Annotated in this window: 18 protein-coding genes and 5 pseudogenes; 7 read left to right on the top strand and 16 right to left on the bottom strand. The window is 72.3% G+C overall.

Features of this window, described 5'->3' with window-relative positions:
- Window positions 1–64: 64 nt before the first annotated feature.
- Both AOQ53_RS02325 and AOQ53_RS02320 read right to left on the bottom strand, forming a co-directional pair.
- Window positions 65–277 (bottom strand): annotated as a pseudogene (locus tag AOQ53_RS02325) (Hsp70 family protein); the annotation flags it as partial.
- Between the two features lie 70 nt (window positions 278–347).
- On the bottom strand, window positions 348–704 hold the full coding sequence (locus tag AOQ53_RS02320) for a J domain-containing protein (protein WP_059414502.1): 357 nt from the start codon (window positions 702–704) through the stop codon (window positions 348–350).
- A 207-nt stretch (window positions 705–911) separates the two neighbouring features.
- Here AOQ53_RS02320 and AOQ53_RS44395 point away from each other — a divergent pair, with 207 nt between their 5' ends.
- On the top strand, window positions 912–1061 hold the full coding sequence (locus AOQ53_RS44395) for a hypothetical protein (RefSeq protein WP_167745666.1): 150 nt from the start codon (window positions 912–914) through the stop codon (window positions 1059–1061).
- 110 nt (window positions 1062–1171) lie between these two features.
- Here the strand turns inward: AOQ53_RS44395 and AOQ53_RS02315 are convergent.
- A pseudogene (locus AOQ53_RS02315) lies at window positions 1172–1492 on the bottom strand (Hsp20/alpha crystallin family protein); the annotation flags it as partial.
- On the opposite strand from AOQ53_RS02315, the pseudogene AOQ53_RS45660 reads away from it, so the two are divergent.
- A pseudogene (locus tag AOQ53_RS45660) lies at window positions 1461–1619 on the top strand (restriction endonuclease); the annotation flags it as partial. The pseudogenes AOQ53_RS02315 and AOQ53_RS45660 sit on opposite strands and share 32 nt — an antisense overlap.
- A 153-nt stretch (window positions 1620–1772) precedes the next feature.
- On the opposite strand, the gene AOQ53_RS45415 reads toward AOQ53_RS45660, so the two are convergent.
- The 4 genes from AOQ53_RS45415 to AOQ53_RS02295 form a co-directional block, all read right to left on the bottom strand.
- A complete protein-coding gene (locus AOQ53_RS45415) occupies window positions 1773–3212 on the bottom strand; it encodes a polysaccharide deacetylase family protein (RefSeq protein WP_201785051.1) in 1440 nt (479 codons plus the stop codon).
- Window positions 3213–3409: 197 nt separating this feature from the next.
- A complete protein-coding gene (locus tag AOQ53_RS02305) occupies window positions 3410–7159 on the bottom strand; it encodes an nSTAND1 domain-containing NTPase (RefSeq protein ID WP_059414500.1) in 3750 nt (1249 codons plus the stop codon).
- A gap of 228 nt (window positions 7160–7387) precedes the next feature.
- Window positions 7388–7651: a hypothetical protein gene (locus AOQ53_RS02300; RefSeq protein ID WP_059414498.1), complete on the bottom strand. Its 264-nt coding sequence runs from the start codon at window positions 7649–7651 to the stop codon at window positions 7388–7390.
- Between the two features lie 702 nt (window positions 7652–8353).
- Entirely contained in the window at window positions 8354–9871 is a 1518-nt protein-coding gene (locus tag AOQ53_RS02295) for a hypothetical protein (RefSeq protein ID WP_059414495.1), read from the bottom strand.
- A 150-nt stretch (window positions 9872–10021) separates the two neighbouring features.
- Here AOQ53_RS02295 and AOQ53_RS02290 point away from each other — a divergent pair.
- A pseudogene (locus tag AOQ53_RS02290) lies at window positions 10022–10434 on the top strand ((R)-mandelonitrile lyase).
- 21 nt (window positions 10435–10455) lie between these two features.
- Here the strand turns inward: AOQ53_RS02290 and melC2 are convergent.
- Window positions 10456–11277 carry a tyrosinase MelC2 gene (gene melC2 / locus AOQ53_RS02285; protein ID WP_059414493.1) on the bottom strand — a complete coding sequence of 274 codons (822 nt, stop codon included), beginning with the start codon at window positions 11275–11277 and terminating at the stop codon, window positions 10456–10458.
- A 20-nt stretch (window positions 11278–11297) separates the two neighbouring features.
- Window positions 11298–11675: an apotyrosinase chaperone MelC1 gene (gene melC1, locus AOQ53_RS02280; protein WP_059414491.1), complete on the bottom strand. Its 378-nt coding sequence runs from the start codon at window positions 11673–11675 to the stop codon at window positions 11298–11300.
- 347 nt (window positions 11676–12022) lie between these two features.
- Here melC1 and AOQ53_RS02275 point away from each other — a divergent pair, with 347 nt between their 5' ends.
- Window positions 12023–13225, top strand: coding sequence for an FAD-dependent monooxygenase (locus tag AOQ53_RS02275; protein WP_408055127.1), 1203 nt, complete (start codon window positions 12023–12025; stop codon window positions 13223–13225).
- An 88-nt stretch (window positions 13226–13313) separates the two neighbouring features.
- On the opposite strand, the pseudogene AOQ53_RS39960 reads toward AOQ53_RS02275, so the two are convergent.
- Window positions 13314–14467: pseudogene (locus tag AOQ53_RS39960) on the bottom strand (cholesterol oxidase substrate-binding domain-containing protein).
- Between the two features lie 138 nt (window positions 14468–14605).
- Here AOQ53_RS39960 and AOQ53_RS02270 point away from each other — a divergent pair.
- Window positions 14606–15589 carry an aldo/keto reductase gene (locus AOQ53_RS02270; protein ID WP_059414488.1) on the top strand — a complete coding sequence of 328 codons (984 nt, stop codon included), beginning with the start codon at window positions 14606–14608 and terminating at the stop codon, window positions 15587–15589.
- A 12-nt stretch (window positions 15590–15601) separates the two neighbouring features.
- Here AOQ53_RS02270 and AOQ53_RS02265 read toward each other — a convergent pair whose 3' ends face one another.
- Complete coding sequence (locus AOQ53_RS02265; RefSeq protein WP_059414486.1) at window positions 15602–15949, bottom strand: hypothetical protein; 348 nt, start codon at window positions 15947–15949, stop codon at window positions 15602–15604.
- 145 nt (window positions 15950–16094) lie between these two features.
- On the opposite strand from AOQ53_RS02265, the gene AOQ53_RS02260 reads away from it, so the two are divergent.
- Window positions 16095–16592, top strand: a complete 498-nt coding sequence (locus AOQ53_RS02260; protein ID WP_059414484.1) for a DUF6328 family protein — start codon at window positions 16095–16097, stop codon at window positions 16590–16592.
- A gap of 89 nt (window positions 16593–16681) precedes the next feature.
- Here the strand turns inward: AOQ53_RS02260 and AOQ53_RS02255 are convergent, their stop codons facing one another.
- From AOQ53_RS02255 to AOQ53_RS02245, 3 genes are all read right to left on the bottom strand, one after another.
- Entirely contained in the window at window positions 16682–17107 is a 426-nt protein-coding gene (locus tag AOQ53_RS02255; RefSeq protein WP_059414482.1) for an SsgA family sporulation/cell division regulator, read from the bottom strand.
- Between the two features lie 66 nt (window positions 17108–17173).
- A complete protein-coding gene (locus AOQ53_RS02250; RefSeq protein WP_174523218.1) occupies window positions 17174–18214 on the bottom strand; it encodes a hypothetical protein in 1041 nt (346 codons plus the stop codon).
- A gap of 265 nt (window positions 18215–18479) precedes the next feature.
- Window positions 18480–19451 carry an LLM class F420-dependent oxidoreductase gene (locus AOQ53_RS02245; RefSeq protein ID WP_059414480.1) on the bottom strand — a complete coding sequence of 324 codons (972 nt, stop codon included), beginning with the start codon at window positions 19449–19451 and terminating at the stop codon, window positions 18480–18482.
- 73 nt (window positions 19452–19524) lie between these two features.
- Between AOQ53_RS02245 and AOQ53_RS02240 the strand changes: the two genes are divergently transcribed.
- Window positions 19525–20958 (top strand): serine hydrolase domain-containing protein, encoded by a 1434-nt coding sequence (locus AOQ53_RS02240; protein WP_059414478.1) that lies wholly within the window; start codon window positions 19525–19527, stop codon window positions 20956–20958.
- Here the strand turns inward: AOQ53_RS02240 and AOQ53_RS02235 are convergent.
- Window positions 20950–22611, bottom strand: coding sequence for a serine/threonine protein kinase (locus AOQ53_RS02235; protein WP_078945103.1), 1662 nt, complete (start codon window positions 22609–22611; stop codon window positions 20950–20952). The genes AOQ53_RS02240 and AOQ53_RS02235 overlap by 9 nt on opposite strands.
- A 350-nt stretch (window positions 22612–22961) precedes the next feature.
- The coding region (locus AOQ53_RS02230) for a polyprenyl synthetase family protein (protein WP_059414474.1) at window positions 22962–23842 on the bottom strand (881 nt) is incomplete at its 5' end.

Below are 23842 nucleotides of genomic sequence, written 5' to 3'. Positions count from 1 at the left end.
GGCACCAGTGTCACCCGCGGGCTGCTCGGCCCGCGACTTTTGATACGGCGCCGTGCCGATCCGCGACCTCGTCGGGGTTGACGCCCTTGTGCGGCTCCTTGCCCGTCAGGGCCTTCACCAGCTCGGTCATGGCCGGCATGCGCGTCGAACCGCCCACCAGCACCACGTGGTCGATGTCGGACACCTTGATCCAGGCGTCCTTGATCGCGTTGTGGAACGGGGCCTTGCACCGTTCGAACAGGTCTGCCGTCAGCTGCTCGAACTGCGCGCGGGCCAGCGACCGACCGTCCATCTGGTCCTCCCTCCCCGCCTCGCTGAGTTTCGCGTGCTGTGCGGGGGCTCGGGCCTCATCGGAACGTGCGCTCCCACCGGACGGGACCGGCGCGCAGCGCCGGCTCGGGGCGTGCGGTGCCGAGCAACACGACGTGGCGCCGCGCAGGTCGTACGGGCGGGGCCGAGGCGAGCCGGCGGTCGTACGCCGGCTCGCGGGACTGGTCGTAGGCCGCGCGCAGGACCGGGTCGCGCAGGGTCTCGTAGGCCTCCCGCACCTCGCCGAACCGCGCGGCGGTGACCGCGTCGACTCGCGTGTCGGGGCGCAGTTCGCGCACCCGGGCGCGGAAGGCGGAGGTGATCAGCTCGGCCGTCGCCGAGGGCTCCACCCCCAACACCGCATACAAGTCCACTCTCTGGTCCCGCGTCGGCATGCCGACACCTCCTCGCCTCTGCGAGCTGCGCTTTCACCCCTACTTGCTCATAGTCCTGAAATAAAACTTGAGTCGATCCTTGTCAAGCGTGCGGAGGAGTTGCCGAGCGCCGACTCGGAACACATGGTGTGATCTGCGGCATTGCCAATGAAAGCGACAAGCGTCCACCCTGAGCCACGCAACGGACGTCAAGGGAAGCGGCTCGTCATGGGCGATCATGTGCACGTGCGACTCAGCCAGGGGCTGAGCGTCTCCGAAGCAGGAGAACTGATCGAGCACTCCCGCTGCCGCTGCGGGGCCACCTGGACCAAGATGTTCGACGCCGACGGCGGCAAGCCGGAAGAGCCGTCCCGGTAGTCGCGCACGAACCTGCCCACCGGCCCCTCGGGGACGAGTCAGCGGACCCAGCGGGGACGGCGCAGGGCCCCGGGCCGCAGCCCGGGGTCCTGGACAGCCCGGCTGATCCGTCAGCCGAGTTCCTTGCGGTCGCCGCCGCCGCTGATGGCGATCTTGCGGGGCTTGGCCTGCTCGGCGACCGGAATCCGCAGCTTCAGTACGCCCGCGTCGTAGGGGGCTTCGATCCTCTCGGTGTCGAGAGTATCGCCGAGGAACAGCTGTCGGCTGAACGTCCCCGCAGGCCGCTCGGTGATCACCGTGTCGGTGTCGTCGCCGTACGTCGGCTTGCGTTCGGCCTTCACCGTCAGGACGTTGCGCTCGGCATCGAGGTCGATGGAATCCGGGTTCACGCCCGGCATGGAGACCAACGGCAGGATCACGCGGCCCGGCCGTACCTTCGCCCGTCAGCAGCGGCTGCACCTCGTCGACCGCCGGCTGCTCGGTTCCTGGGCGTCGGGCTCGCGGCCGCTGTGGGAACTGCTTCCCGCGCTCCCGGCGCCCCGTCGGCCGTCCTCGCTGGCATCTTCCACTCCCGCACTCCCTGCGTCCGAAGCGGCCTGCCCTGCGGCAGCAGAGGCCGGGGACTGGCCCTGGGCATCGGTGCCCCCGGGGGAGGGGACGTCGGCCTGCGCTTTCACGTCTGGCCTGGCGCGGGCATGACCGGCCCCCGCGTCACAGTGTGGCGCGCAAGTGGCTGACGGTGACGAAGTGGTAACCGCGGGCGGTGAGGGTGCGCAGGATCTCGGGGACCGCTGCGACGGAGGTGGCGTGGATGTCGTGCAGCAGGACGACGTCGTTGGGCTGGGCCTTGGTGATGACGGTCCGGGCGACCTTGGCGGGGTCGCGGTACTTCCAGTCCTCGGTGTCGACGTCCCACAGCACCGGGGAGAGGGGGGTGGCGGCCCGGACCTGAGTGTTGACGGCACCGTAGGGCGGGCGGAAGAGGGTGGGGGTCTTGCCGGTGGCGGCCTTGATGGCGGCGCTGGTGCGGTCGAGCTGGGAGGCGACCTGCCGGGAGCTGAGCCGGGTGAGGTCGGGGTGGTTCCAGGAGTGGTTGCCGATCTCGTGGCCGGCCTTCGCCTCGGCGCGGACGAGGTCGGGGTGGGCGGCGACGTTCTGGCCGACGGTGAAGAAGGTGACGCGGGCCTTGTACCGGGCTAGGTGCGTCAACAGGGCCGAAGCCTCGGGAACGGCGGGTCCGTCGTCGAAGGTCAGGGCGATGCACTTGACCTTCTTGCAGTCGGTGTCGTCGTCACCGGAGGCGGTGTGGGTGGGGACGGCCGGGGCGGGGACGTGCGGCGCGCCCAAGTCGAGTGAACGGCTGGGGCTCACGGTCTGCCGCTGTGCGCGCCGGCCGAACGCGGACAGCCAAGGGGTGATCGTCTTCTTGGGGATGGTCACCACAAAGGCACCGGCGGCCGGAACGCCCACCTCGCCGTGGTCGAAGCTCACCCGCAGTCCGCCGTCGGCGGTGAAGGCCATGTCGTCCAGGGTGGTGTCGCGGGTGTCCGGGTCGGAGAACGTGTCGTCCAGGCCGGCGGCATCCACGCCCTCCCGGTCCTTGAGCTGATCCTTCAGGGCGGCGACGAAGGCGTCCCGGGAGCCGCCGGCGACGAGTCCGAGTGCCGTGCGGTAGGCGCCGGCCTTGCCGTCGTACCAGTAGGTGCTGGCGGACCGTCCGTCCGCCGCAGCACTCTGGTCCTGGGTGGTGAGGCGGACGCCGAGCACGTCGCCGGAGGCGACCAGGAACTGGTGGCTGATGTTGATCTCGCGGCCGTCCCCGCCGCCCGAGTCGTCCCCGCACGCCCCCGAGCGGAAGGTTGCCAGGCGCCGCTCCACGTACTTCTTCATCGCGGACGTCATCGCCTCCGCGCCCGGCACGTCCGGGTAGCTGGTCGCGAACGGGCAGGAGCGGTTCTCGCTGTTGTCGTTGACGATCTCCATGCCCTTGATCTTCGACGGGTCGACCGTCCGGACCGGGGACGGCGTCGAGCCGGGCCGCGCGCCGGCGGATGCCGTGACCGGGGGCTCGGACGTCCCGTGCGCACAGGCTGCCGTGAGGGTGAGCGAGCCGAGCAGCAGGAGGGAAGGGAGCAGGGTGTGAGAGCGCATGTGACCAGAACCTGGGGAGAGAGAGGACCTTCCGGGCGTCGCGGGACCGGACGCCGGCCGACCGCCGCGTACGAGGACGCCGACTGCCGTTGTGCTCTCTGATCGTTCTGGTCAGGGCCGTTTTTCAGCGAGCCCCGGGGTCACTGTGAACAATTTCAGGACCGGCCCCGGCAGCGCTCTGTCACTTTCGTCCGTGTTCAGTGCGCTGCCGGGCAGATCTGCCGGTACGGCGCGTCGGGGACGTACCGCTGCCACTGCGCCCGGCTCAGTCCGCCGCCGGCACGGTCGCAGACGGCGCGGACGGCCGCGTCGGGGGCGATGGGGTGGCGTTGCAGCACCACGTTCGGGCCGGTTGCGTAGACCGTGCCGTCGTCCCGGGTGAAGGCGAGCGAGCGGATCTCGTCCCCGGACGTGGGCAGGTCGCCGCCGAGGAGCCGCTGGCCGGCGGTGTCCCAGAGCCGGAGGGTTCCGTAGGCTCCCCCCACGGCGAGGGTGCGGCCGTCGGAGGAGAAGGCCAGTGCGCCCACGGCCTCGGTCCGGCTGCTCGGGGCCGTGTCCGCGGTGCCGGTCAGGACACCCGTGGTGTGCCGCAGGTCGCCGTCCCAGAGGGTCACGTGCCCGGTGGTGTCGCCGACGGCGAGCCGGGTGCCGTCGGGGCTGAAGGCGAGCGCGGTGACCTCCCGGCCGTCGGCGAGCGCCCACCCGGTGACCTTGCCGGAGGGGACGTCGGCGTACTGGTCGGCGGAGCCGACGAGTAGCCGTCCGTCCGGCCGCACGGCCACGCCCTGCCCGAAGAAGCCGCGCAGGGCTCGGGAGGTGCGGCGGGTCCGGGTGTCCCAGACCTCCGCCGCCTCGCCGTCGCCCGCGGAGCGCACGGCCAGCAGCGTGCGCCCGTCGACGCCCAGGGCGAGCGCGGACACGGGGCGGTCGGCCGCTCCGGAGGTGGTGAAGCTCGTACGGACCGTGTGGTCCCGTACGTCCCACACGGTGAAGCGCAGCCGCAGGGAGCCGCCCGAGGAGGTGGTGTCGGCGACGGCGAGAGTCCGGCCGTCCGGGCTGAAGGCCAGCTGCGGGGTTTCGTCACCGGCGCTCGGCAGCGGGCCGAGCGTGCGCCGGGCGAGGACGGCGCCGGTGCCGGTGGAGCGCAGTTCGAGGCGGTAGCCGTGCCCGGACCGGGTGGCGGTGGCGAGGGTGGTGCCGTCCGGGGCGAGGAGCGTGGCGTCGGCCGATGTGCTCTGCCAGGGGGCGGCGAGGCGGTCGGTCAGGTCGAAGGTGTGGACGGTGGCGCGGTCGAGGTAGCGCAGGATGCGGCGGCCGTGGTCCGGGGCCCACGTCAGCCCTGTGACCTCCGCGCCGGCCAGCGGTCGGCGGAAGACCTGCCCGCCCCCCGACGCCAGCTGCCATACGGCGATCTCCTGGTCGTCGGTGGTGGCGAGGAACTCCCCGTCGGGCGAGAGGTCCGCCTGGGCGAACCCGGTCGTGCCGCCGCTGGCGAAGTCGGCGACGACCTGCCCGCTGCCGACGTCCCAGACGGTGGCCGCTGTCCCGTGGACCGAGGCCAGCCGCCTGCCGTCCGCACTGAGGCGCAGCAGCCGGTCCCCGCCGTCGGCTCCCGAGCCGGTGCCGCACACGGTCTTGTCCGCCTTCTGCCAGGCGCCGGGCAGCTGCCTGCCGCGCACGGTGTCCCACACCTGGGGCGGGCCCTCGGCAGGGCACAGAGCGGCCAGACGCCCGCCCCGGCCGAGGGCCGCCGTGGTGATACTGCGGGAGACACCGGTGGTGAAGAGGACCTTGCCGTTCTCCGTCCGGCGGACCTGCACCTCGCCGGGCCCGTCGAACGGCTGGATGAGGAATGCGTCTCCGTCGGGCGCGGTCGCCCCGAGCTCCGCATCGCCCAGATCGGCGGCGGACCTCTTCTCGGGGAGGTTCCACAGGGTGTCGCTGTCCGCCCCGGTCAGGACGAGGAACCGACCGTCCGGGCCGACACCGGACGCCTCCGCGCCGCTCGGCAGGTGGTAGATGGCGGTACGGCGGTGCTCGGCCACGTTCCAGGCGATGACGCGGCCGCCGTCGGCCCTGAGCAGGGTGCGGCCCTGGTCGGTGAGGAAGCGCCGGACGTTCTGACCGGTCTGCGGGTCGGTGAAGGCATCCCGTTCCGGCTGGGCGAGCGCGCCCAGCAAGGCCGAGCGGGACTCGGTGAGCGGGGCGATCCGCCACGCGGCGGCGCCGAGCAGGGAGGCGGTACGGGGGTCGGTGGCGCGCAGGCTCTCGGCGACGGTGGCCAGACGGCGGGCGGCGGCCTTGGCGGCCTCCTCCTCTCTCACGCGGTCGCGCTGCCAGGCGACGAGTCCCGCGGTCAGCGCGAGCACGAGGAACACGCAGAGACCGACGGCGAGGGCCCGTGTGCGGCGGGCGGCGCGCGTCCCGGCGTCCCGCTCGGCGTCACGGGCGGCTGCCGAGGCGGTCAGGAAGGCCCGCTCCAGCCGGGTGAGGTCGTCGTTCTCCTCTTTCTCCTGCTGTCTGCCGAATTTCTGCCGCTGCCTGCCGAACAGTTCCTCGGCGCGGTCCAGCCGCGACCCCCGGAACAGCGCACCGGGGTCACGGTCCAGCTCCTCCCAGGCCCGGGCGGCCTCGCCGAGGACGCGCTGGGCGCGCAGCCGGTCCCTGCTCTCCTCGATCCAGCCGGCGAGGCGTGGCCACCCGGTGATCAGGGCCTCGTGGGCGAGTTCGACGGTGTCGCCGTCCAGGGTGACCAGGCGGGCGGCGGCCAGTCGTTCCAGGACGTCGAGCGTGCACGGTGCCAGCTCGGACCGTGACGCCGGGCGGCGCGTGTCGGCCGTACGGTCCCCCGGGGCGATCAGCCGCAGCAGGATGCGCCGGGCCGTACGGGTCTGGCCCTCGTCCAGGTCGCCGTAGACCTGCTCGGCGGTGGCGGCGATCGCCCCGCGCACGCCACCCGCCTCCTCGTACGCGGCGAGCGTCAGCGTGCGGCCCCGGCGACGGCGCCAGGTCTCCAGCAGGGCGTGCGAGAGCATCGGCAGCGCGCCCGGGTGGTCGCCGACCTCCTCGATGATCCGCGTGGTCAGCACGCGCTCCACGTTGAGCCCCGCCGTGGTGGCCGGGCCGGTGACAACCTCCCGCAGCTCGTCCCCGCTCATCGGCCCGACCAGCAGGTTCGCGTGACTGACCGCCTCCGCCAACTCCCGGTGCTCGGCACAGTGGCCGTAGAAGTCGCCGCGCACCGCGACCACCACCCGCAGACGGCTCTCCGGCTCACGCGCGCCGAGCAACAGGCCCAGGAACCGGTCCCGCTCCTCGCGGTCGTGGCAGAGGGTGAACAGCTCCTCGAACTGGTCGACGATCACCCAGGTGTCCAGCTCACCGTCCTGGGGAACGAGCGCCTGCCCATGTGTGTGGGCGGGGCGCTCGCCGGGGGTGAGGACCCGGACCACCGCCGGGCGGTCGGCACCCGTGCCCTCCCGCAGCAGCGGGATGAGGCCGGCCCTCAGCAGCGAGGACTTGCCGCTGCCGGAGGGCCCGAACACCGCCGCGAACCGGTGCGCGCGGGCCAAGCGCAACAGTTCGCGGGCCAGTGCCTCCCGGCCGAAGAACAGATCGCTGTCAGCCGGTTCGAAGCGGGCCAGCCCACGGTACGGAGCCCGCTCGTCGGCCGCGGGAGCGCGGAGCTCGGCGTCCGCCTCCCGCCAGCGGGCCTCCCACTCGTCCGGGTCGGCGTCGAGCGCCTCCGCGTAGGCGCGCGCCACCGCCAGAGTCGGCAGCTGATCGCCGGCCGCGGCCTGCGACAGCGCGGTCGTGGAGTACCCGGCCCGCTCGGCCATCTCCCGGTACGGCGGTTTCCCGGCCTTCTCCCTCAGCAACCGCAGGTCGTGCGCGAGACGCTGCACCGGACCGGCGCTGGGATCCACCGGCTTCTCGCGTCGACCCACCTGGTGACACCTTTCGACCCTCGAACAAGAAAACGGAGCTCAACCTACGTTTTCACCCGTCGGCAGGCAATCCCGGTCCACCACGCGGGAGCCGCACTCAGGGCACCGCCGGGGATGCCTCCGGACGGTGCGCAGGCGTTGCGGATCGTGCCGGTGCAGGTGTTGCCGCGGTGTCGACGAGGGCTGCCCTCAGGGAGACGGCGCCCGGCTCCCTGGGGTTGGTAATGGTCAGGTAAGGATTGCCGGTCGCCGCGCTGTGCACGGAGCGGTGACCGGCTTCCAGATCCGCCCGCCGTCGTACGACGCCTTCACCGTGAGCGACTTCAGGTGACCCTTGGCCGCCGCCGAACCCTGCGGGGACAGCGGGACGGTGATCCGGGCGCCCGCCTTGGCGGTGCCGGTCAGGCTCAGCTTCGGACGGAATCGGACGACGGAGAGCGGCCAGGCGACAGCCCGGGCCCCGGGCGTGTTCGCCGAGGCGAACGTCCACATGCCCTCGACGTGGTCACTGATCTTGTAGCCCTTGCTGCGGTCGGCGGTGATCGACAGCTTGTAGCGCGCCGTCCCGGCCCGCGGGTTCGCCTAGGTGTTCGGACAGGTGTCCTCGGTGAAGTCGCCTATGACCTCGCTGCCGTACCGAGTACCCGATGCCGCCACGCCCCTTGCCCGGCCGCACCTCGACCACCCGGCCGTTGCGGTCCAGGCCGACGGTGTCACCGGTCAGCAGCGTCACCCTCGCGGCGGCTCGGCCGGGCCGCCCGGGGACACAGTGGGGACGCCAGCCGGTCTGACCGGTGCGGCGGAGGTGACCGTCGCGGTCGGGGTGTGGCCGGCCAGGGCGAGCACGGCGGCGATGCCGAGAGCCGTTCCGCCATGTCCGTGCGGTCTCCTTCTCGTCCGCTGGTGCTTGTGCTGCGAAGCAAAGCCCGGTTCCCCGTGGTCGGTGCTTGGTCCGTACGACGCCGCGTACGCGAGTGGAAAGGCGGCCCCGAGTCACCGGAGGGGGGCGTGGGTGACCGGGGCCGCCTGCTGGAGGGCCGGCGGCGTGGGAGCGCGACCGGCCGACACCGACTCTTCAGGGCCGGGGAGTTGTTAAGTAGGCCCTGACCAGCACTGAAAAATGCGGGGCGGTTGATGAACTCATCGGTGGCACCCACCGAGATGTACGTCCGCGCCACCTTGCGGGCGGGGCGCTCACTGCCGGCGCAGCAGGTCCGATATGACGGCAGGAGGCAGGGACGGGTTGGCTGCTGCTGCTTCCACTACTTGCCAGTCCGGGTCGGTGAGCAGCTCGACGAGGACCGGTGGCGGGACTGCTGGGTGGGCGGCGGCTACGGGTCTGGCCTGTTCGTCCGTCAGGCAGACGAGCAGCGCCGAGGCCGTGGCGCTGCGATGCCGGGCAACCTCGCGGAACATCTTCCGCACGGCCGGTTTGTGCTGGACCAGGTCCTCCAGGAGCGCCGGGGACGCGTCCGGGTTGGTCGCTACTTTGGCCAGGACATGGACGCCGTGCCGGTCGACCATGGCGCGCAACTGCGCCTCGGTGAGGCCAGGGTGCGGGGCGAGGGCCTTGACCACCTTCGCGTCGGGGTCGTTGGCCAGCCGGTTGCGTATCTCGGGCGGCAGATCGCGGCGTTGCGCCACGAGCATTCGGGCGGCCGCCTCCGGGGACGTGGCCAGCTCCTCGACCTCGGCGGGAGACGAGGCGGCAATACGGGGCAGCAGGGTGGAGCCGATCTTGGCAGTTCGGGCCAGGTGGGTCAGGACGTCGAGCGGTACGCGTGGGTGGTGTGCGAGCCTGCGGCGCACATCGGGGTCGCGGTCGCCGGCCAGCGCACGGATCACGGCATCGTCGATCGCGGGATTTCCGGCAAGGTCGGCGCGGATGCCCGCAGTGGGGTCCGAGGCGAGCTGTGCGCACGCCAGGCGGGGCAGGTCCTGGCGGGTGGCGAGCGCCCAGCGCAACAGCGTCGACGGATGGTCCACGAAGCCGACGACGGCTTCGACGGGGGTGGCCGGGTTGCGGAGTGCCGCTTCCCGCACGTCGTGGACGGTGGACTCGTGGGTGCCGTCACAGGAGGCGCCCGGTGGCAGATCGCAGTCGAGCCGCGGACACTGCGGATCGTGAACGAAGGGGGGCTCCTGGCGGTCACAGACCAGACAGCGTCGTGCCGCGGGCAGCCCTTCCCCGGTCACCAACGCTGCCAGTACGGCCGGAGGTGTCGCCTCGTTGCCCGCCACCGCGCGGCGGACCTCGGCGTGCGGATGGGCCGCGAGCCTCGCGGCCACGTCCGAGGTGGTCCACAACGCGAGCTCGGCGACGACACGTACGTCCGGGGCCACCGCGAGCGTGTCCACCACGTCGGACGGGAGGCCGGGGCAGGCTGCCAGCTTCTCCCGGTGTTCAAGGACGGGGTCCACCGCGAGGAGACGCGACCACTCCGGTCGGCCGACGCCTTGGTCGAGCAGGGCGAGGGCGGCATCCGGCCAGACGGAGGGGTCGATGTCGGCGGCGGTCAGCCGACCCTCGTACGCGAGATGCACCGCACTTCCCTCGACGCGCTCGGCCAACGCGACCGCCTGCGCGCGGCTGAGGTCCGCGCGATAGGCGAGGTCTGTGGCGATGTCGTCGTCCGCCATGGATATCAGTCGGTCGACCAGCTCGGACGACAGGGCCGGGTTGGCGGCGAGCCCGCACAGGATGGGATGCACAGAGGCATCCTGCCCGGAGCGTGAACGACGAGTTCGGCATTTTTGATGCCGACGAGCTGCTGCCGGGACACCCGGACACGTGCTGAGCGTGGTATCTGGCGGGGCGAAGGGGCTGTCTTCCCCGGCACGGGCCGGACAGCCCCTTCAATCGTGGAACACATCACGGAAACCCCCACCGTCAAGGCCCCGGCCGAGCGCTTCACCGGCGAGGTCTGCCTGAACCCGATCGAGGCGCCCTCCGACCCGGCCGACCTGGCTCCGCGCTGGTGCGCTTCACCCCCGGTGCCCGGACGAACTGGCAGTCCCACGCCAAGGGCCAGGTCCTGTACGTCACCGACGGCGTCGGCCTGGTCGGCACCCGCGACGGCGAGGTGGTGCGGATCACCACCGGTGAGACCGTCAAGTGCCCGGCCGGCGAGGAGCACTGGCACGGCGCGACCGGCACCACCCCCATGGCTCACATCGCCATGGTCGTCGGCGACGAGAGCGGGGACGGCACCGCCTGGCTGGAGCCCGTCACCGACGACCAGTACACCGCCGCCCTGGCCACCATCGGCCACTGACAGCCCACAACTCCCTGGGCGTCAGGCGTCGAACGTGTAGTGCGCCGTGTGGTCCAGCAGATCCGCCGGGCTCGTGTCGTGCCAGGGCCTCATCGTCTCGCGCAGGTCGATCACGTCCGGCGTGCCCGCGGCCGGCAGGTAGCCGGAGCCGGGGTGCCGCCGCTGCCACTCGGCCCACAGTTTGTCGATGTATGCGTGGTGCAGCCAGAACACCGGGTCGTTGGGGGATACCCCGGTGGCCATCTGCCCGCCGACCCACACGTGGACGCGGTTGTGCAGGTTGACGCCCCGCCACCCTTCGAGGTGATTGCGGAAACCGTCCGAGGCGCTGTTCCAGGGCGCCATGTCGTACGTGGATATCGACAGTACCGACTCGACCTCGGCCGGCGTCGGCAGCTGACGCCCCCCGGCACCGAGGGAGCGCCGCAGAAACGTACGGCCGTCGACCCGCACATTGATCGGCCAGTTCCCCGAGGACGCGGAGAACGGCCCGTCCGTCACCCGGCCGTCCCGTTCGCGCCCGGTGCCCCCGAGGAAGTCGGGCGCCCACAGCGAGGCGCGCGGCGAACGGTCGACGCTCCAGTCCCAGTACGGCAGCGCCACCGACGCGTCCACCGACTGCAACGCCCGCTCGAACTCCAGGAGGAATCTTCGGTGCCAGGGCAGGAAGGACGGTGAGCGGTGCCCCGTCCGCTCGCCGTCATCGGTGTCGGAGACGATGAACGCGTTGTGCGTCGTGACGAATTCGTCGTAGCGGCCGCTGCGCTTCAACTCCAGGAGCGCGGCGACGAAACGCCGCTTCTCGTCGGCGGTCAGGGCGGACTGGTTCTTGCGGACGGTCATGTGCGGGTGCTCCAGATGCCTTACGCGAGGGGTCGGTTGGCGGGGAAGGGCAGCAGGGGCGCGCCCTGGAGCTCGTCCACGGCGGCGCGGGCGGCGGCGCGCGGGGTGGGCACCGGGTCGTAGTGGCTGACGACGCTGATCCACGTGCCGTCGGCGTTGCGCATCACGTGCAGTTCCACGCCGTCGACGAACACCGCGTATCCCGCGCCGTGGTGGTGGTGACCGGCTCCGGCGGCCGGGCGGCCCTGTATCCGGCGGCCCTTGTAGACCTCGTCGAAGGTCCCGCGGGAGTCGTGGTGCCCGGCGGCCGTGGCCGGGGTGCTTGCCGACCATGTCCCCGCGGCCGTGGCGACGACGGCCGCGGCGCTGAGCGCACGGCGACGGCTGAGTTCCGGCATACGGATCTCCTGAGTTCGTTCGGCTGATGACCGCACATGCCTATCGGCCCGTCCGGTACCGGGAGAAATCCATGCGAGCCGGTTGGCTGCGAATCGGGCAATTCCCCTTATGTCGTGCAAGGTTGAACGAAGATGATCTTGTCACGAGGGGATACGCGGGCGGGTGCGGAGGAGGAAGTTCCGCCCACTACGGGCGCCGTGGCGAATGTTTCTCCCCCTGCGCCCCCCTGTCCGTGGTGCGCGTCACCCCGAGAAACTGACGCGATTCCGCGGTCCGGCCGATGATGGTTTTGTCCTGCTACTCTGCGTCCTCAAATGAAAGCGCTCGGTAATCATCAGGGGTGTGCGTGAAGGTCGCCTGTGTCGGCGGCGGGCCCGCCGGTCTGTATCTCTCGGTCCTGCTGAAGCGGCAGGACCCGTCCCTCGACATCACCGTCCACGAACGCGACCCGGAGGGCTCGACCTACGGCTGGGGCGTGACGTACTGGCGCGGACTGTACGACCGACTCCACGAGGAGGACCCCGAGTCGGCGCGCGCCCTCGACCGCGACTCCGTCCGCTGGCGTGACGGCATCGCCCACGTCCGGGATCTGACGGTCAGACACAGCGGCGAGCAGGGGCACGGCATCGGCCGCCACCGGCTGCTGGAGATCCTCACCGCCCGGGCCCGCGAGCTCGGCGTGCGCCTGGAGCATGAGCGCGAGATCACCGCCGACGACCTGCCCGACGCCGACCTGGTCGTGGCGGCCGACGGTGTCCGCAGCGCCCTGCGCACCCGCCACGCCGCACACTTCGGCACGGAGGTCACGGCCGGGCGCAACCCGTACGTCTGGCTCGGCACCACCAAGGTCTTCGACGCCTTCACCTTCGCCTTCGTCGAGACCGATCACGGCTGGATCTGGTGCTACGGCTACGGATACGGCCCCGACCGCAGCACCTGCGTCATCGAGTGCGCGCCCGAGACCTGGACCGGACTCGGACTGGACCGGGCGAGCGAGGACGGCGGGCGGGCGCTGCTGGAGAAGCTCTTCGCCGGAGTCCTGGACGGTCACCCCCTGCTCGGCCGCAGCGGCGGCACTCCCTGGCAGACCTTCCGCACCCTCACGAACCGCACCTGGTACCGCGACAACCTCGTCCTGCTCGGCGACGCCGCCCACACCACGCACTACTCCGTCGGCGCCGGCACCACCCTCGCCCTGGAGGACGCGATCGCCCTGGCCGCCGCACTGCGTGAGCACTCCGAACTCCCGCAGGCCCTCGCCCGCTACGAACGGGAACGCAAGGCGGCCCTCCTGCCCGTGCAGAGCGCGGCCCGCTACAGCGCCCAGTGGTACGAGAACCTCCCGCGCTATGTGCGACTGCCACCGGAGCGGATGTTCGCCCTGCTCGGCCAGCGGCACTCACCTCTGCTGCCGCACGTCCCGGCGCAGCTGTACTACCGGCTCGACCGGGCGGCCGGGCAACTGGAGCCGCTGCGCCGGTTCAAGCGCTGGCTGGGCCCGAAGGTCGCCCGGACCGTGCACGCACGGGCGCTGGCCGCCCGCGAATAGGCGCCCGCGCGGACATTCCGCGGGAGGCGCGGGCGAGCACCGCCGACGCCGTGGTGGACCGCTGCGCGCCCGGTCGTGCCGGCGTACCTCACTCCTCGGCGCCCTGCCCGGACAGCCGGTCCAAGAAGGCGTTGCCGTGGACGCGGTGCGGGCCCGGCCGATCCAGCACCGCGTCCGCCTTGGCCCACTTCTCAGGACCGGCCGCGGACGGCACCACCGAGCCCAGTACCTCCTCGTCGCTCCACACCCCGTCGTCCGTGTACGCCCACCCCTTGGACCACTCGACCCGGGTCAGGACGGACCCGCCCTCGTACCGCGCAGCAGGAACCGTTCGATCTCGCGCAGGAACCCCTCCGCGTCCGGCGTGCCCGGCAGCGTGGGACGTCCAGCCACACGGCCGTGTCCCGCTCGGGGTGGTCCTCGCGCGGCCGGAGCGCGCACAGCAGCGGCGGACGGGCCCCGGCCACCCCGGCGTCGCCCGGGTCGTCCAGTCCGGTCACCCGGATCTCCACCGACCCGTTGACCGGGAAGCTGTCCCGGGCCGCGTACGCCGTCAGCCGCTCCCGGCGGAACGCGGCGAACTCGGAGACGCAGATTGCTCAGCCAGCCGTACGTGTGCCCCGGCAGGCGTCGCCCGCCCCGCGCGGGAACGGCGGTGCCGTGCGCGTCGATCGCCAGGGCGCCGCCCAGCGTGAGGACGCCCGGAGCGGGGGCTGCCGTGACACCGAGGCCGTGCTCCTCCAGGAAGGTGAGCAGGGCCTCCACGGTCAGCCGGTGCCGGCGCGCACGACGGCCGGCGAGTCCAGGGCGAGGCCGGTGAGGTGGGGCGCGGTGTCGACGAGCAGGACGGGCGCACCGGACGGCGTCCCCTCCGTCACCGTCAGGGGCGACCAGCCGTGCGAGGCGCCCCGGGCGCCCAACGGCCACCCGTGCCGCCAGCTCAGTTGACGACGTCGACCACCTGGGCGGGGCTTCCCGGCGCACAGGCCCGCAACCACCCTCGCGGAAACGGCCGGCGCGCTGGTGCCGCAGCCCGTCGGCGGTGATCTCGCCGACCCGGTTCCGGTACGCCGAGCGGTACAGCGCGACGTCCGAGGGGAAGTCCGGCAACTCCGCCGCTGCGGCGGCCGGATCCGCCGGCGGCCCCGGCACCGCGGCCGGCGCGGCCGCGGTGAGGAGGAAACCCCGGTGGGACCAACGCGCCTCGTCCGGCGGTAAGTTGCTCCATGAACCAGTTGTCACGTCAAACCACGCCACGGCCCGTTGACACGTGACGCGTTCCTGTCGACTCGATTCACTCGTGTGAGTGAACCTGGCAGGGTCGGCGGCCCGGAGACAGATGGTCCGCGCGCGGCCGTGGCGGATGACAGACTGACGCCCATGGACGAGCGCACATTCGACAGGTCGGGTCAGCACGCTTCGGTCGTCGGTCTCGGCACGTGGCAGCTGGGTGCCGACTGGGGGGACGTCGACGACAAGGAAGCCCTCGCGGTACTGGAGGCGGCGGCCGAGGCCGGGGTGACCTTCTTCGACACCGCCGACGTGTACGGCGACGGCCGCAGCGAGCAGACCATCGCCGCGTTCCTCAGCGGCAGGCCGGACCTGCACGTCCTGGTCGCCACCAAGATGGGCCGCCGGGCCGACCAGATCCCCGAGAACTACGTGCTCGACAACTTCCGCGCCTGGAACGACCGCTCCCGGCGCAACCTCGGCGTCGACCGTATCGACCTGGTGCAGCTGCACTGCCCGCCGACGCCCGTCTACTCCACGGACGAGGTGTTCGACGCCCTCGACACCCTGGTCGAGGAGGAGCGGATCGCCGCGTACGGCGTCAGCGTCGAGACCTGCGCGGAGGCGCTGACCGCGATCGCCCGGCCGAACGTGGCGAGCGTGCAGATCATCCTCAACCCGTTCCGCATGAAGCCCCTGCGCGAGGTGCTCCCGGCCGCCCGCGAGGCGGGCGTCGGCATCATCGCCCGCGTCCCGCTGGCCTCCGGCCTGCTGTCGGGCAAGTACACGCGGGACACGGTCTTCCCCGAGAACGACCACCGCACCTACAACCGGCACGGCGAGTCCTTCGACGTGGGCGAGACCTTCTCCGGTGTCGACTACCTCACCGGTGTCGAGGCGGCCGCCGAGTTCGCCGCGCTCGCCCCCGGAGGCTGCACTCCGGCCCAGCTGGCCCTGCGCTGGATCATCGACCAGCCCGGCGTCACGACCGTGATCCCCGGCGCCCGCTCACCCGAGCAGGCCCGCGCCAACGCGGCCGCCGCCCGCCTGCCGGAGCTGTCCGGCGAGACGCTGACGGCGATCCGCGACCTCTACGACCGGAGGATCAGGGACCAGGTCGAATCCCGCTGGTAGGCAAGGCCCCCGTCACGGCACCAGGAGCAGCTGCCTCTCCTGCTCCTGGTCGCCGGAGGCGGCACCGTCGTCGCGGGCCGTGAAGGCCCGGGTGAGCGTGTCGCTCGCCCGCCGCACCGCCTCCGGGGTGCCCTGCACGGTGACGGTCACCGGGGCGGACAGGCGCTCGGCGCCCGCCCCGCCGCTGCCGGCGGGACTCGCGTCCGTGCCGCCGTCGAAGGTCGCCATGTGCACCGTCGCGTTCTCGTCGGCGGGAAGCTCGTCCGGCGCCCCGAACGTGCCTTCCAGGGCCCGGACGACCGCTCGTGCGTCGTCGGCGCCCCCGCCGCTGAGCGTGACGGTGAGCTGCGTACCGGACATGCGTCCACGACCTCCTCGGGCTGTGCGTCAGTCGCCGTCCGTGTAACCGCCCGCTGATCGGTCAAACCGCCTGCGGGCCGGGAGGGCGGCCGCTTACGGGGAACACGCGTGAGAGAAGCAGTCACGTCTCACCCGGGGAGGAACAGTGGCGGACACGGCAGAGGGCGCGCCGAGGCGCCGGGGGCGCAACGAGACGGAGGAGGAGAGAGCGGACCGGATGTGGCAGGAGCTCATCCAGGAGGTCCGCGTGGCTCAGATGGGCGTGCAGATCCTGTTCGGCTTTCTGCTCACCGTGGTGTTCACCGAGAAGTACGACGACCTGACCGACACGGACCAGACGATCTACCTCATGACGGTCGTCCTCGGCGCGTGCGCGACCGGGGCGCTCATCGGGCCGGTGTCCCTGCACCGCCTCGTCTCCGGGCGGCGCGTCAAACCCCAGGCGGTGCGGCTGGCCTCCCGGCTGACACTGCTCGGCCTGGTGCTGCTGCTCGCCACGACGACCGCCTCACTGCTGCTGATACTCCGCGTGGCGACGCACGACGACTTCGTGCCCTACCTCGTCGCCGGCGTGGTCGGCTGGTACCTGCTGTGCTGGTTCGTCCTGCCTCTGTGGGTCAGGCACCGCCACACGTCGCAGTGACGGCCTGCCGTGGTGCCCGCCTGGCCGCCCACACCGTGGGCGGCCAGGCGGACAGCACAGCAGGTTCCTCAGCGGGAAACGCCCCCGGGTCAGCCCCCGGCGATGACGTCCGCCAGGAAGTCGTCGACGTGGACCTCCTCGCGGCCCGGCGGGACCATCTCGTGGGTCTCCCGCAGGAACGCCGCGAACGCCGGGGCCCACGCGAACACCACCGCGTGGTGGCGGCCGCCGTCGGGGCGGGCGTCACCGAGGAACTCCATGCGCAGCTCCTGCCACATGCCCTGCGACTCGGGACGCATCCGCACGTCCCCCACCCCGACCGGACGCCGCAGCCCCTCGCCGAGCATCTCGCGGTCCAGCTGCCAGCGGGCGAGGACACGGCCGTCGTGGCTGAAGACCACGGTGACGGCGAACGGGTCCGCGGCGTCGTAGCTCAGGTGGGCGAGCACGGAGAAACGGTCCGTGTCACCCGCCTGGAGCTGCACCACCAGGGTCTTGTGCACGAAGGAGTTCACGAGAGGGCCTCCGGGAAGAACCAACCGACGTAGAGCCCTCTAGTACCCCCCATACGCACAAGATGCTCAGCCCTCCGGGTGATTCCCGCGGGCACCGCGCAGGGACTCGATGCACACGGCCACGGCCCGCTGGAGCTCCTCCAGACGCTGGACCATGTCGTCCTCGTAGAACTCCCCGGCGTCGTCGAAGGTCAGCTCCTCGAACACCTTGGTCGCCTTCTGGAGGCTGCTGTAGAACTTCGTGCGCCGCTCCCGCACCCGCAGTCCCGGGTCGGTCTCGACGGTCTCGACGACGAGGGACTTCATGGTGTCGTACGCCTCGGCAGCCCACTCGCCGGCGTCCTCGCCCTCGTCCAGCTCGTCGAGGAGCGACAGGTGCCGCTCGGCCTCCTGACGAAGGTCGGCCGGCGCGTCCACCGTCTGCCCGGCGGGCGTCTTGATCTGCCCCGACTCGGCGATCTGGCGCACGTATCCGATCCGCTCGGCCGCCCTGCTCTCGCCGGCGACGGCCTTCTTCAGCTCATCCGTGCGTACGACGTCACGGGCCAGCTCGGACTGGAGGTCGGGGTCCTCCCGGACCCGGTCCAGCAGGGCCTGGCGTGCCGCGCGGGCGGTGGCGGGGTCGGCGAGGATCGCGGCGCGCAGAGCGGTGGGGTTCTCCGCGACCTCCAGCGCTTTCGTGGGCCGGATGCCCTCCGCCTCGGCGGCCTCGGCGATGGCGGTGCCCCGCTCGGAGGTGGCGCCGGAGCGGGAGACGTAGTAACTCAGCCACACGTCGGCGTCCGGAAGTTCTACCTCCTGCCCCGGCGTCAGGGCCTCGAAGTGCGGGACCAGCCCGTCGTCGGCCGCCCGGTCCCACGCCTTGTAGTAGCGCATGACCCGCTCGGGGGAGCACCCGGCGAGCTCCGCGAACTCCTTCGCCGACACCTTCGGCGTCTCGTCCGAGCCCTGCCCGCCGGGTCGCACACTGCGCGCCACCTTCAGCCCGAAGGCCCACCCTCCGGTCCGGGCGTACGCCCCGAACTCCCGCGCGTCCCGCGCGATCGGGTCGCAGACGGGCGCCGACGGCGCGGGGGGCGTCTCGGGCGGAGTGAGGGCGACGGTCACGGACGACTCTCCTGGGGGGCGGGGCGGATCGGACTGCACGCTGTGCGGACGGCAGCCTATCGGCACCCGCCGGCCTCGCCGGTCACCGTCTGCGCAGTCCCGGGAGGCCGTACAACGGGTCTCCCCGCCGAGCGCGCGTGCGCGGGAGGCGCGGCATGGTGCGACACGAGGCCCGGGCCACGAACACGTGATCCGTGAGAAGGGGCCCTCCGGAGCGGAGGGCCAAACTGGCGGAACAGATCGTCGGGGCCCTGGCGGATTGACCTCAGCCGAACGCGTCGCGCAGGGCGGGCAGCAGGGTCTTCTCCGACCAGTCCAGATACGCCGGCTGCGAATCGCCACCGATCTGGACCAGGGCGATCTCGGTGAAACCGGCCTCGGCGTACGGGCGGACGGCCTCGACGAACGCGTCCGGGTCGTCGCCGCACGGGATGGAGTCGGCGACGTCGTCGGGCGTGACGAACTGGGTCGCCGCCTCGAAGGAATCCGGATGCGGCAGCTCCGAGTTGACCTTCCAGCCACTGCCGAACCAGCGGAACTGGGAGTGGGCGCGCTTGACGGCCGTATCGCGGTCGGGGTCGTAGCAGACCGGCAACTGGCCCACGCGGGGCTTGCCCTCGCCGCCGTGCCGGTCGAACGCCTCCAGCAGCCCCGCCTTGGGCTCCGTGGCGATCACCAGATCGCCCAGCCGGCCCGCGAGCTCGCACGACTTCTCCCCGGAGACGGCGATGCCGATGGGCGGCGCCACTTCCGGCAGGTCCCACAGCCGGGCCGACTCCACGTCGAAGTGCGTGCCGCGATGGTTGACGTGACCGCCCTTGAAGAGGGCGCGGATGATATCCACGGCCTCCTCGAACATCTCGTGCCGTACGTCGACGGACGGCCAGCCGCCGCCCACCACGTGCTCGTTGAGGTTCTCGCCGGAGCCGAGTCCCAGCCGGAACCGGCCCTCGGACAGCAGCTGGACCGTCGCCGCCTTCTGCGCCACCACCGCCGGGTGGTAGCGGAACGTCGGGCAGGTCACGTACGTCATCAGCGGGATACGTGACGTGGCCTGGGCGGCCGCACCCAGCACCGCCCACGCGTAGGGCGAGTGCCCCTGTGAGCGCAGCCAGGGGAAGTAGTGGTCGGAGGTCACCGAGAAGTCGAAGCCCGCCTCCTCGGCCCGCACCACATGGTCGACGAGCTCTCGGGGGCCGGCCTGTTCAGTCATCATCGTGTATCCGATTTGCACCATAACCGCCGGGTCCCCTGACAACGGGCGTGAAAACTGCTCGATCAAGGTCCCCCGGCGGGGGCAGTATGCCCGCATGAATGCCTTCGCCCTGCCCGCGAGCAGCCCCGCCGCCCAGGGCGTCGACGCGTCCGGCGTCCACGCCTTCCTCGACGCCCTCGAAGCGGCCCCCGGGATCGAGCCGCACAGCCTGATGATCATGCGGCAGGGCCGGCTGGTCGTCTCCGGCTGGTGGTCGCCGTACACCCCCGACCGTCCCCACCTGCTGTATTCGCTCAGCAAGAGCTTCACCGGGACAGCCGCCGCCCTGGCCGAGGCCGAGGGGCTGCTCGACTTCGACGCGCCGGTGATCTCGTACTTCCCGGAGTTGGAGGCCGAGATCACCGACCCGCGAAGCCGGGCCATGCTCGTGCGGCACGTGGCGTCCATGTCGAGCGGCCACGAGCGGGAGACCGTCGACGAGGTCTACGGACTGGACAAGGAGGAGCCCGTACGCGGGTTCCTGCTGCTGCCGCCGGACCGCGACCCGGGCACCGTCTTCGCCTACAACCAGCCGACCACCTACACCCTCGCCGCGATCGTCCAGCGGGTGACCGGGCAGCCGCTCACCGCTTATCTGCGCCCGCGGCTGCTGGATCCACTGGGCATCGGCGAGGTGTTCTGGCAGCGGGACCGCGCCGGCCGCGAGATCGGCTACAGCGGTCTGCACGCCACCACCGACGCCGTCGCCCGGCTCGGCGAGCTCTATCTGCGCGACGGGGTCTGGGAGGGCGAGCGGCTGCTGCCCGAAGGATGGGTGGCCCGGGCCACGCGCCCGCGGATACCGACCGCCGGAGCCATGGGAGACCTGGAGCGGCAGGACTGGGACCGGGGTTACGGCTACCAGTTCTGGATGTCGCGGCACGGCTACCGGGGCGACGGCGCGTACGGCCAGTTCTGCCTGGTGCTGCCCGAGCACGACGCGGTGGTCGCGGCGACCGCGGCGACCGAACGGATGCAGGACTATCTGAACCTCGTCTGGCAGCACCTGCTGCCCGCCTTCGGGCCCGAGCCGCTGCCCGGCCGGGACGCCGCCGACGGGGCCCTGCGGGAGCGCCTCGCCGGGCTGGCGCTGCCGCCCGCCCCGGGCAGGCCGGCGCCGCCGGAACGGACGGAGGAATGGGCGGCCGCCGAGTTCGGGTCCTCCGAAGGGGACGGTCCGGCTCTGTCGGCCGGGCTCGTACCGGGCGCGGACGGCTGGACGCTCACGCTCACCGAGGGCGAGGACCGGCTGGACCTGCGGATCGGAGCGGAGAGCTGGACGGTGGCGGAGAAACCGCTCCCGACCGCGGTGAGCGGCGGCTGGACGAGCTCCGGCACGTTGGCCGTGGAGGTCGTGTTCCTGGAGACCCCGCACCGCCTGGCGCTGACCTGCTCCCTCGCGGACCGTACGCTCACCGCGGGCTGGCGCACGCAGCCCTTCGACCCCAGGCCGCTCACCCGCCTGCGCGCCCCGCGCGGCTCAGTCTGAGCCCGGCCGGAACGTCTTCAGGAAGGTCCGCAACGCCTCCTGGTTCGCCTTGTCCTCCCAGTCGTCGTCCGGGGTCGTCCAGCGCAGCGAGAAGCTCCGGCCCTCGCCCAGCAGGAAGCCCCGGCCGAAGGTGTGCACCCGGGTGCCGTCGACGTCCGCCGTCCACTCCATGTCGGCGGCCTCGCGTCCCTGGTACGTCGTCGCGCGGATCTCGCCGATGCGCCGGTAGTCGCCGGACCGCTCCAGGTTGGGTTCGACTTCGTCACGCCACACGGCCACGGGATCCGGGCCCACGCGTTTGCTGTAGGTGACGGCCAGCGTGCGGTCGTCACCGTCGTCACCGAAGGTCACGCGGTACCGCAGATCTCCCTGGCGATCGGTGTCCACGCGCTCCCAGCCCGCGGGGAGCGCGACGGAGAAGCCCTCCGGCGCACGGTAGGTCCGGAAGCCGGGCGGCAGGGCCGCGGCCGGGGCGGACGGCGTGGGCGTAGGGGTGGGGGTGGGCTTGGGGTCGGGGGACGACGGAGAGGGCGTGGGGGAGGGGGAGCCGGTCCGGCCGGGTGGCTCGGACGGCTCGGGGCTGCTGCCACCGGTGCCCTCGCCCGGCGTGGCGGCGGAGGCCGGTGGCCGGGCCGGGGACTCCGCCGCGTCGCTGCCCGAGTCGCCGCCGGGCAGCCCCTGGGTCGCGGCGAGCACGGCGACCGCGACGGTGACCACGGCCAGGGTGGTGCCGGCGACCATGGTCCGTCTGCTCCATGCCGGCCCCCCCGGCCGCATCGCGGCGTACGCGCCGCGCAGCCGCGGCACGGGCACCGCCCCCATGGCCGCTTCCGGGTCCTCGCTGAGCGCGCGGGTCAGCGCCTCCCGGACCACCGGGCGGGTCAGCCGTTCTCGCGCGTCCTTGCGGAGCAGCCCTTGCACGACCTGGGTGAGCGGCCCGGCGCGCACCGGCGTGCGCAGCGGCAGCCGGTCCACGCCCTTCAGGGTGTTCTCCGGCCGGCCCCGGTCCCGGAAGGGCGGGCGGCCCTCGACCATCGTGTAGAGGATCGCGCCGAGCGCCCACAGATCGGCCGCGGGCCCGATGCGCTGGTCGCGGGCCTGTTCCGGGGAGGCGAACGCGGGTGCCGTGAGCCGGGGCGCGAGGGTCGCGCCGACCAGGCCGTAGCCGGTGACGACGACCGAATGGTCCTCGCGTACGAACACCTGGCCGGGGCTGAGCTCGCCGTGCGTGACGCCCTCGGCGTGCGCGGCGTCCAGCACGTCGAGCAGCTCCAGGCCGATACGGGCGGCCCGCACGTAGTTGAACGTGCCCTGCTCCGAAAGGAGTTCGCCGAGCGGAGTGCCGTCGATCCACTCGTTGACGGACCACAGGGTGCCCGCCTCCTCGATGGCGTCGACGACCGTGGCGATCCGGCCGGGGCACAGCAGCGCCATGCGTTCGGACGTGCGCAGCAGGCGGCCGGCGACCCGGCGCTCGGTCTCGTACGTGTCGTCCGGGAGCCCGATCTGCGTGACGAGACACGGGCGGGGGACCTCGCCGGCGCCGATGTCCTCGGCGTACCAGCAGATGCGGTTGGTCTCACGCTGGATGATCTCGAGCAGCCGGTACCGGCCGGCCACCAACTGGTGTGTGGAGACGTGCGCCCTGCCCATGGCCATCCCTCGCTGGAAACTGGCTCTCACCTTTTCCAGAAGTACGGGGCGTGCACCGTGCTGCGTTCAACCGGATCGCAACTCCGCGTTCATTCTTGTCTTTTATTCAAGAGTGGGGATCAAGTGTGCGAGAGAAAAAGGTCTTTCGCGGGCTCGGGAGCGGCCCACCTCGGTCGCCCGGGGCCGCGGAGGTTGTCGCCGCGGGTGCGGAGAATTCGTCTCCGCGGCCCGCGGATTCCTCAATCCCGGGCTGGCCTGCTGGTAACCGGCGGTAAATGCGAGGGTGTCCACCGGCTGAACTCGGCACCCCTCCGATGAATTCGCTGACGGATTCTCGGAGCGCGGTCGGCTCAGACGTCGCGCCGTACCAGGAAACCGAGCAGTGACCGCAGTTCACCGAGGGCCCTCGCCTCCAGCGGCACCCCGGTGAGCGCCGTCTCGACGGCGGCGAGGTGACGCCGGGCCTCCGTCATGGCCGCCGCCCGGGCGCCCGCCCGCTCGATCAGCTCCGCCGCCGCACCGGGATCGTCGGCCTTCTCCAGGAGCGCGGCGAGCCGGGCGCCACTCGGGGAGCCGAGCGCGACCAGCACCGGGAACGTCTTCTTCCGCTCCCGCAGATCACCGTGGACCGGCTTGCCGGTGACCTGCGGATCGCCCCAGATGCCCAGCACGTCGTCGACGATCTGGAAGGCGATCCCGAGGTGCCGGCCCACCCGGTCGAGCGCGGCGGCCGTCTCGGGAGCGGCGCCGCCGAGCACGGCACCCAGCGCGGCGGCGCAGCCCAGCAGCGAGCCCGTCTTGTGCTCCGCCATCGTCCGGTACTCGTCCGGCCGGGCCCGTTCCGGTCCTGTCCAGGGGCGCTCGGCGAACAGCAGGTCGTCCGCCTGCCCGCGCACCAGGTCGCCCAGCGCGACGGACAGCGTCCGCACGGCCGTGGCACCGCCGGGCCGCTCGGCGAGCGTCTCGACGGCCAGCGCGAACAGGGCGTCGCCCGCGAGGATCGCGGGGCCCGTGCCGTAGGCCTTCCACACGGCCGGGCGACGGCGCCGGTCCGCGTCGCCGTCCATGATGTCGTCGTGCAGCAGGGAGAAGGCGTGCACCAGCTCCACCGCGACGGCCGCTGCCACCCCGTCCTGCCCGGACGCACCGGCCGCCTCGGCGCCGAGCACCGAGAGCGCCTGCCGTACGCCCTTGCCGCCCGAGGCGACGGCCGGGGCACCGCCCACCTCAC

It is taken from the genome of Streptomyces azureus (assembly GCF_001270025.1).
In the GTDB taxonomy this organism is placed as follows: Bacteria; Actinomycetota; Actinomycetes; order Streptomycetales; family Streptomycetaceae; genus Streptomyces; species Streptomyces azureus.
This window is presented reverse-complemented; position numbering and strand designations above follow the sequence as displayed.